7 protein-coding genes and 1 pseudogene are annotated in these 6,919 nt (G+C 65.8%); 4 read left to right on the forward strand and 4 right to left on the reverse strand.

Annotated features, from left to right (window positions below):
- The 4 genes from JWQ89_RS13535 to JWQ89_RS13550 form a co-directional block, all read right to left on the reverse strand.
- The coding region (locus tag JWQ89_RS13535; RefSeq protein ID WP_299641841.1) for a sigma-70 family RNA polymerase sigma factor at positions 1-586 on the reverse strand (586 nt) is incomplete at its 3' end.
- A gap of 54 nt (positions 587-640) precedes the next feature.
- A complete protein-coding gene (locus tag JWQ89_RS13540; RefSeq protein ID WP_299641843.1) occupies positions 641-1,078 on the reverse strand; it encodes a YciI family protein in 438 nt (145 codons plus the stop codon).
- A gap of 86 nt (positions 1,079-1,164) precedes the next feature.
- Positions 1,165-2,010: an MBL fold metallo-hydrolase gene (locus tag JWQ89_RS13545; protein WP_366144004.1), complete on the reverse strand. Its 846-nt coding sequence runs from the start codon at positions 2,008-2,010 to the stop codon at positions 1,165-1,167.
- 80 nt (positions 2,011-2,090) lie between these two features.
- Complete coding sequence (locus JWQ89_RS13550; RefSeq protein ID WP_299641844.1) at positions 2,091-2,624, reverse strand: dihydrofolate reductase family protein; 534 nt, start codon at positions 2,622-2,624, stop codon at positions 2,091-2,093.
- 117 nt (positions 2,625-2,741) lie between these two features.
- Here JWQ89_RS13550 and JWQ89_RS13555 point away from each other — a divergent pair, with 117 nt between their 5' ends.
- From JWQ89_RS13555 to JWQ89_RS13570, 4 genes and pseudogenes are all read left to right on the forward strand, one after another.
- Positions 2,742-3,233, forward strand: coding sequence for a helix-turn-helix domain-containing protein (locus tag JWQ89_RS13555; protein WP_299641845.1), 492 nt, complete (start codon positions 2,742-2,744; stop codon positions 3,231-3,233).
- A 359-nt stretch (positions 3,234-3,592) separates the two neighbouring features.
- A complete protein-coding gene (locus tag JWQ89_RS13560; protein ID WP_299641850.1) occupies positions 3,593-3,970 on the forward strand; it encodes a DUF305 domain-containing protein in 378 nt (125 codons plus the stop codon).
- Between the two features lies 1 nt (position 3,971).
- Positions 3,972-5,435, forward strand: coding sequence for a YncE family protein (locus JWQ89_RS13565; protein ID WP_299641846.1), 1,464 nt, complete (start codon positions 3,972-3,974; stop codon positions 5,433-5,435).
- 319 nt (positions 5,436-5,754) lie between these two features.
- Positions 5,755-6,919 (forward strand): annotated as a pseudogene (locus tag JWQ89_RS13570) (excinuclease ABC subunit A); the annotation flags it as partial.

A 6,919-nucleotide genomic window follows, 5' to 3' on the forward strand; every position in this document is an offset into this window, starting at 1 on the left:
TGACCTCGAGGACCGAGGGCAGCCGCGCCGCCCGTTCGGCGCCGCGCGGCGCCTCGAAGCTCAATCCGGCCTCCGAGATCGCCTTCTTCGCGCGGACGATACGCTGCGCGATCGTTGCCTCACTCGACAGAAAGGCGCGGGCGATCTCATCGGTCGTCAGGCCGCCGACCACCCGCAGGGTGAGTGCCGCGCGGGCGTCGGGCGACAGCATGGGGTGGCACGCCGTGAAGATGAGGCCCAGCAGCTCGTCGCCCAGGTCATCGTCCGGGGCCGCTTCCATCGCCTCGGCCGCCTCCTCGGACGCCGCGTCCAGCGTCCGCGCGATCTCCTCGCTCTTGCGCTCGCGCATCTTGTCGCGCCTCAGCGCGTCGAGGGCGCGGCGCTTGGCGGCGGCCATCAGCCAGGCGCCCGGATTGGCCGGAACGCCGGTCTTCGGCCATTCGGCGAGGGCAACGACCAGCGCGTCCTGCGCCAGTTCCTCCGCCACGTCGACATTCCGTACCACCCGGGCCAGGCCCGCGATGAGCCTCGCCCGTTCAATGCGAAAGGTCGCTTCGATCGTCTGGTGCGTCTCGCGTGCGGTCATACTGCCTTTTCGGCCAAGGCCGCAGCCGAGACAAGCCGTCTCCAGCCGGCGCTATCAGGCGACGCCGAGCTTCCCGCGCTCCCCGTCACGCGGCGCCGAGAGCTCCTCGGGCGTCATGAACCCTGCCAGATCCTCCGCCTCGTAGAACGGCCGGATTTCCATCTCGCTTTTTTTGCCTGGCATGGGATTGGGCGCGCGCTTCGCCCAGGCCAGGGCCTCGTCCATGTCCTTGACCTCCCAGATCGAAAAGCCGGCGACCAGCTCTCGGCTCTCGGCGAACGGCCCGTCGATGACCGTGCGGTTGGGGCCATCGAAGGTGATGCGTTTGGCCTGGGCGCCGTTCTTGAGCCCGGCAGCGGCGACAAAGACGCCAGCCTTCACCAGTTCCTCGGTGAACCGGTCCATCGCCGCGAATGCCTCCAGCATCTCGGGCGTGGGAGCCCCCTCCATCTTGCTGTCCTCGGGCGCTTTCGCGAACACCATGACCCGCATCGTCTGTCTCCTTGCTTGCTCTCACAGATACGACGAACGAGCCTGTCGGAAATCGACATCGTTCCGCGAATCTTTTCGGCTCGCTCTCACACCGCAAACCTGAACGCAGCGCCGTCGCGGACGATATGGCCGGCGGTGGGGGCGGCGAAGTGGGAGCCGATGACCAGGGTGTCCCGGTCGGCCCATTCGGCGAAGAGGCGCGAGCGGGTGAGCACAGCGGTCTTCGGGTCGTGGTCGGCGAGCGTCCAGTCGGGGTGCGCTACCTGGCAGGTGTGGTGGGCCATGTCGCCGGTGATCACCGCCCGCTTGCCCTCGGACTCGATCATCACGCTGACGTGGCCCGGCGTATGGCCGATGGACGGCGCAAGCCGGATCTCCGGTGAGATCAAATGGTCCAGCTCCACCAGCTCGACCAGGCCGGCGTCGAAGATCGGCTTGATGCTGTCGCCAAGCATCGCCTGCTGCTCCTCGTCATCGACGGTGCTCATGAACTCGTACTCGCTCCGGCCGATGAGGTAGCGCGCCTTGGGAAAGGTCGGGACCCATTTGCCGTTCTCGAGCATGGTGTTCCAGCCGACATGGTCGACATGCAGGTGCGTGCACACCACCGCGTCGACGCCCTCGCGCGACCAGCCCGCGTCACCTAGCTGCTCGAGGAACGGCCCCGCCAAAGGCTCGCCGCCGGTGATCTCGCGCGGCCGGCCATTGCCGACGCAGGTGTCGACCACCAGCCGCAGCCCCGGCGCCTCGACCAGCAATGCGTGGACGCTCAGATTGAGGGTACTGTCGTCCGCGCTGACGAAATGCGGATAGAGCCACGGCAGTTTGCGCAGCTCCGCGGGCGTAGCCCCGGCCATGAACTCGGCCGGCACCGGCAGATCCATCTCGACGATGCGGGTGATCTGCACCCGGCCCACTTGCCAGCTCAGCATTGCGTTCACGCTTCCTCGCTCGAAGGTTCGCCGCTCACGGACGGAGCCCGCGCGTTCAGGTTTCGGGATGAGTTGGGCGATCAGGCGGGGACGTAGGTCAGTCGGATCACGTCCGCATCGATCTGCTCGCTGCCCGCAAGGCGGAGCGGCGGCCGTGGGCCGGCGAAGAAGGGCGGGCCGGAGCCGACCACCACGGGGTGGAGATAGATGTGATACTCGTCGATCAGTCCAAGCTCGGTCAGGGTTCGCGCCAGGACCGGTCCGCCAGCTTCGAAAACGCCGTCACGCTCGGCCTTGAGCTTGCGGATCGTGGCCTCGAAATCACTTCCGATGAGCGTGGCGTTCGGGCCGACCGACTTCAACGAGTTCGAGACGACCCATTTGGGTGACTTCCGCCATGCCGCCGCGAATTCGCGTTCCGGCGCCTCCCAATCCGCCTCGTCTTCGTCCCAGTAACGCATGACCTCGTAGAGTCCGCGACCGTAGATGCTCCCCGTCTGGTTCTGCGTCTGCTCGATGAAATGACGGAAGAGCTTTGGGCTTGGGACGGGCAACGTCCTGAAGTCGACATAGCCGTCCAACGACTGGTTCATGCCAAATACGAGCTTCGCCATGCGCTGGCTCCTGTCGATCGGCGGCGACCCGCAGGGATCGCGTTCATTTGCGCCGGCACTGTGCTAGCAGTGCGCCTCGGGGTAAAACCACCTCTATCTTGCAACCAGTCTTGACGGATGGATACGATGAACCGGCGACGCTCCGGGTGCCCGATCAACCTGACGCTGGAAACCCTGGGCGACCGGTGGAGCCTGATTGTGCTGCGCGACATCATGTTCGGCCGGAATCGCACCTTCCGCGCCCTGCTTGCGGAAAGCCTCGAGGGGATCGCTTCCAACATCCTCATGGACCGCCTGAAGCGCCTGACGGAGAACGGCCTGCTGACGCGCTGCGGAGACCCGCGCCACAAACAGCGGGTCGTCTACAGCCTGACCGAGAAGGCGATCGACCTTGTCCCCCTGCTGGCGGTGATGGGCAGTTGGGGGCTGCGTCACACGCCCGCGTCGACGGAGCTCTCGGCACGCGCCCGAATTCTCGAGGACGGCGGCCCGCAGCTGTGGTCCGAATTCATGGATGAGTTGCGGCATCTCCACCTGGGAGCGCCGCGGCCCGAGGGATCGGCCCGCGCCAGGATGCAGTCGGCCTACGAGGCCGCTGTCACGGCGTAGTCGCGCTTCCGCCATTTGGTCCTGCCGGCCGGAGTCTGCGCTTGTGGCTCGAGGCGGAGCTGGCAGCTGCCGAGCTCTGTTCGCGCCAATGCCGGAGAGCGCCACCACCTCGGCGCCAGAAGGTCCCAAAAAAACCGCAGACGCATGGAATTGTCCAACCCGTGACGCGCTGGCGTCGCTTTCACGTTGCCCTCAGATAAGGCGTTGTTCCGGTCGCGGCCGGCAACGAAGGCGCAGTCGTGTCACCAGCCTTTCGAGGACCAGCAGGCTCGCACCTCGCCCCGATCGTAGTCGGCGCCCTGGCCGCGGCGGCGTATCTGGCTATCTGCTTAAACAGCCCCCAACCGCTCGCACACGACATCGCAACGCTCTGCGCGAGGTCCCCTGATTCCGCGGATGCCGCAAGGAGCCCATACCTCGCAGAGAGTGCCCGTGCGATGACGAGGATGATGCTCGACATGGACATCGAGCCGTCGGGCGATGTCGATGCCGACTTTGTGGCGATGATGGTGCCACACCATCAGGGTGCGATCGACATGGCAGTTGCGGTGCTTCGCCATGGCCGCAACCCGCAGATCAGGCGGTTGGCCCAGGAAATCATCGTGACCCAGCAGGAGGAGATTGCGGCGATGCGCCTCGCTGTGCGCCAGACGCTACCGCCGTCCGGGCCCTCGCCGACGCAGGTGCCGTCCGTGCGCTGCAACGATTCCCAGCCATCGACCACCATGGAGCCATGAAATGAAACGCACCGCTTGTCTGGCTATCCTCCTCGTTTCGACATCTCTCGCGGGTGCGCAATATGTCCGGGCCGGACAAGTCCCGGGCGCCGCCTCCGACCCGGACATCCCGATCAGCCACCGCGACCGCGTCTACTCGGCGGAGCAGTTCTCCAACACGGTCTCGGTCACCGATCCCGTCGACAACAAGCTGCTCGGGGTGATCCGGCTCGGCGATCCGTTGCCGGGGAGTTTAAGTCCGCTCTATCGCGGCCAGTTGCTGGCGCACGGCATGGGATTTTCGCCCGATCACCGCACCCTCGCCGTGGTCGCGATCGGCTCGAATGCCGTCAATTTCATCGACACCGCGACCAACACCGTCAAGCACGTCACCTATGTCGGGCGCTCCCCGCACGAAGCGTTCTTCACCCCGGACGGCAAGGAAGTATGGGTGGTGGTGCGGGGCGAGAATTACGTGTCGGTGCTCGATGGCACGACCTACGAGGAAAAGGCCCAGATCGTGGTGGGGAACGGGCCGGGCATGACGATCTTTTCACCCGACGGCAAATATGGCTATGTCTGCTCCTCGTTCACGCCCGAAGTCGCGGTCATCACCGTCGCCGATCACAAGATCGTCGCCAGGGTCCCGCAGGCCAGCCCGTTCTGCCCCAACATCGCCGCGACGCCCGACAACACCCAGGTCTGGTTCACCTTGAAGGATACCGGCAAGGTCCAGGTCTTCGACGCGCAGCCGCCGTTCACGCTGCTGAAGACGATCGACAGCGGCCCGATCACCAACCACGTCAACATAGTGCGCAATGCCAACGGCATGTTCGCCTATGTCACGATCGGCGGCCTCAACGAGGTCCAGGTCTATCGCACCGACGATTTCTCCAAGGTGGCGACCATCCCGGTGGGGCAGCTTCCGCACGGTATCTGGCCGTCAGGTGACGGCACGCGGGTCTATGTCGGCCTCGAGAACGAAGACCTGATGACCGCGATCGATACGCTGACCAACAAGGTCATCGCGACGAACCCCATCGGACAGGCGGCGCAGGCGGTGGTCTACGTGCCCGAAGCCATCCCTGCCACGGGCGCCGGAACGGACAACCTCAAGCCGCTCGGCGTGGCCGGAATGTCGACGCAGCTGGCGCTGGTGCCGCCCGGAAAGAAGCCCGACACGGCGCCCACCAGCGTATCGCTCTCCGACCAGGGCCTGGTGCAGGTGCTGGAGGCGGCCGTCACCGGGCTCGAGCCCGGCAAGCCCTACGTTCTGGCCCTGTCGAACGAGGCATCGGGCCGCGGCACCCTGCAGCCGCTGCAAGCCTTCATGACCAATCCGGCCGGCGCGGCGGTCGTCAACGCCATTGGACCGATCCGGCAGCTCGTGCGCGGTGAGGACAAGGAGCGGCGGCGCTATCTGGTGATCGTGCCCGGTACAGCAGAGAAGCTCGGCGCCCCGGTGCAGGTGCAGGCAGCACAATAGTGTCGCGAGCGCGGATGTTGCGCGGGTCGGTGCTATCCCCGACCCGTGCGCCGTCGTTGGATTGACGCTCGACTCGACGGAGGCCGCGACCCGCGCCAAATTTCTCGGCGACCGCCGCCCCCGGTTGTGTCCGGTTTCATGAAGGTGGCGTGACGAACGCGAAACGCCTGCTGGCCGACGCAGGAATCCTGACTCACGTCGCGAGCAGTGGCCGCAAGGCAGCTACAGGTAGTCCAATACCTGCCCATCCGGCGAACATCCAGGCGCGCGGCACGAAAGGCGCTGCCGAACGTTCATGGGAGTTCAAGGGAGTGTTCCGATGCCAGACAACGCCGAAGAACGTCTCCCCATCGGCATTTTGCATGACACCAACTCCGACGATGGCTTTGTGCACCTGCGCGGCGCCCGCGAGCACAACCTGAGGAATGTCGACGTCGATGTACCGAGGAACGCGCTGGTGGTGTTCACAGGTGTGTCCGGATCGGGCAAATCCTCGCTCGCGTTCAGCACGCTCTATGCGGAAGCGCAGCGGCGATATCTCGAGTCCGTGTCGCCCTATGCGCGGCGGCTTTTCCATCAGCTCGGTGTCCCCGACGTCGACCTGATCGAGGGCCTCCCTCCCGCGGTGGCGTTGCAGCAGCAGCGTGGGTCACCCACTGCCCGGTCTTCGGTCGGAAGCGTCACCACACTCTCCAACCTCCTTCGGATGCTCTATTCGCGCGCCGGAAAATATCCCCCCGGGCAGCCGCATCTCGAGGCCGAGTCCTTCTCGCCCAACACCCCGGAAGGCGCCTGCCCGAAATGCCACGGGCTGGGCCGCATCCATGAAGTGACCGAGGCGTCGATGGTGCCCGATCCGTCCCTGACCATCCGCGAACGCGCTGTGGCAGCATGGCCCAGGGCGTGGGGCGGGCAGAATCTGCGCGACATCCTCATCACGCTCGGCATCGACGTCGACACTCCCTGGCGCGACCTGCCCAGGAAGACGCGTGACTGGATCCTGTTCACCGACGAGCAGCCCGAGGTTCCAGTCTATCCCGGCTACACTACCGCCGAAGTCAAGCGGGCCATCCGCGACCGGGTGCAGCCGGCCTATATGGGCACGTTTTCGAGCGCTCGCCGGCATGTGACGCACAGCTACGCCACCACGATGAGCGCGATGATGAAGCGACGCGCAGCGCAGTACATGGTGAGCCGCCCCTGCACGCTTTGCGGCGGCCAGCGCCTCAGGCGCGAGTCGCTGTCGGTCACCTTCGCGGGACTGAACATAGCCGAGCTCGGCGACCTGTCGATGAGCCGCCTGGCGTCGATGTTCGCCTCCTACGCCCAGGGCGAGAAGCTTTCGAGCCTGCGTGAGAAGTTCCCCGAGAAGGCGGTGGTCGTCGAACGCATCGCCGCCGACTTGGGCCGGCGCCTCGCGGTACTGCTGGATCTTGGGCTCGGCTACCTCACCGTCGAGCGCTCGACGCCGACATTGTCCGTCG

The organism is Devosia sp. (assembly GCF_028290645.1).
GTDB lineage: Bacteria > Pseudomonadota > Alphaproteobacteria > Rhizobiales > Devosiaceae > Devosia_A.

Bases quoted from the DNA above. Each gene is read 5' to 3' on its own strand.
- JWQ89_RS13540 (WP_299641843.1), bottom strand. From the start codon at position 1,078: ATGCGGGTCATGGTGTTCGCGAAAGCGCCCGAGGACAGCAAGATGGAG.
- JWQ89_RS13545 (WP_366144004.1), bottom strand. From the start codon at position 2,010: ATGCTGAGCTGGCAAGTGGGCCGGGTGCAGATCACCCGCATCGTCGAG.
- JWQ89_RS13550 (WP_299641844.1), bottom strand. From the start codon at position 2,624: ATGGCGAAGCTCGTATTTGGCATGAACCAGTCGTTGGACGGCTATGTC.
- JWQ89_RS13555 (WP_299641845.1), top strand. From the start codon at position 2,742: ATGGATACGATGAACCGGCGACGCTCCGGGTGCCCGATCAACCTGACG.
- JWQ89_RS13565 (WP_299641846.1), top strand. From the start codon at position 3,972: ATGAAACGCACCGCTTGTCTGGCTATCCTCCTCGTTTCGACATCTCTC.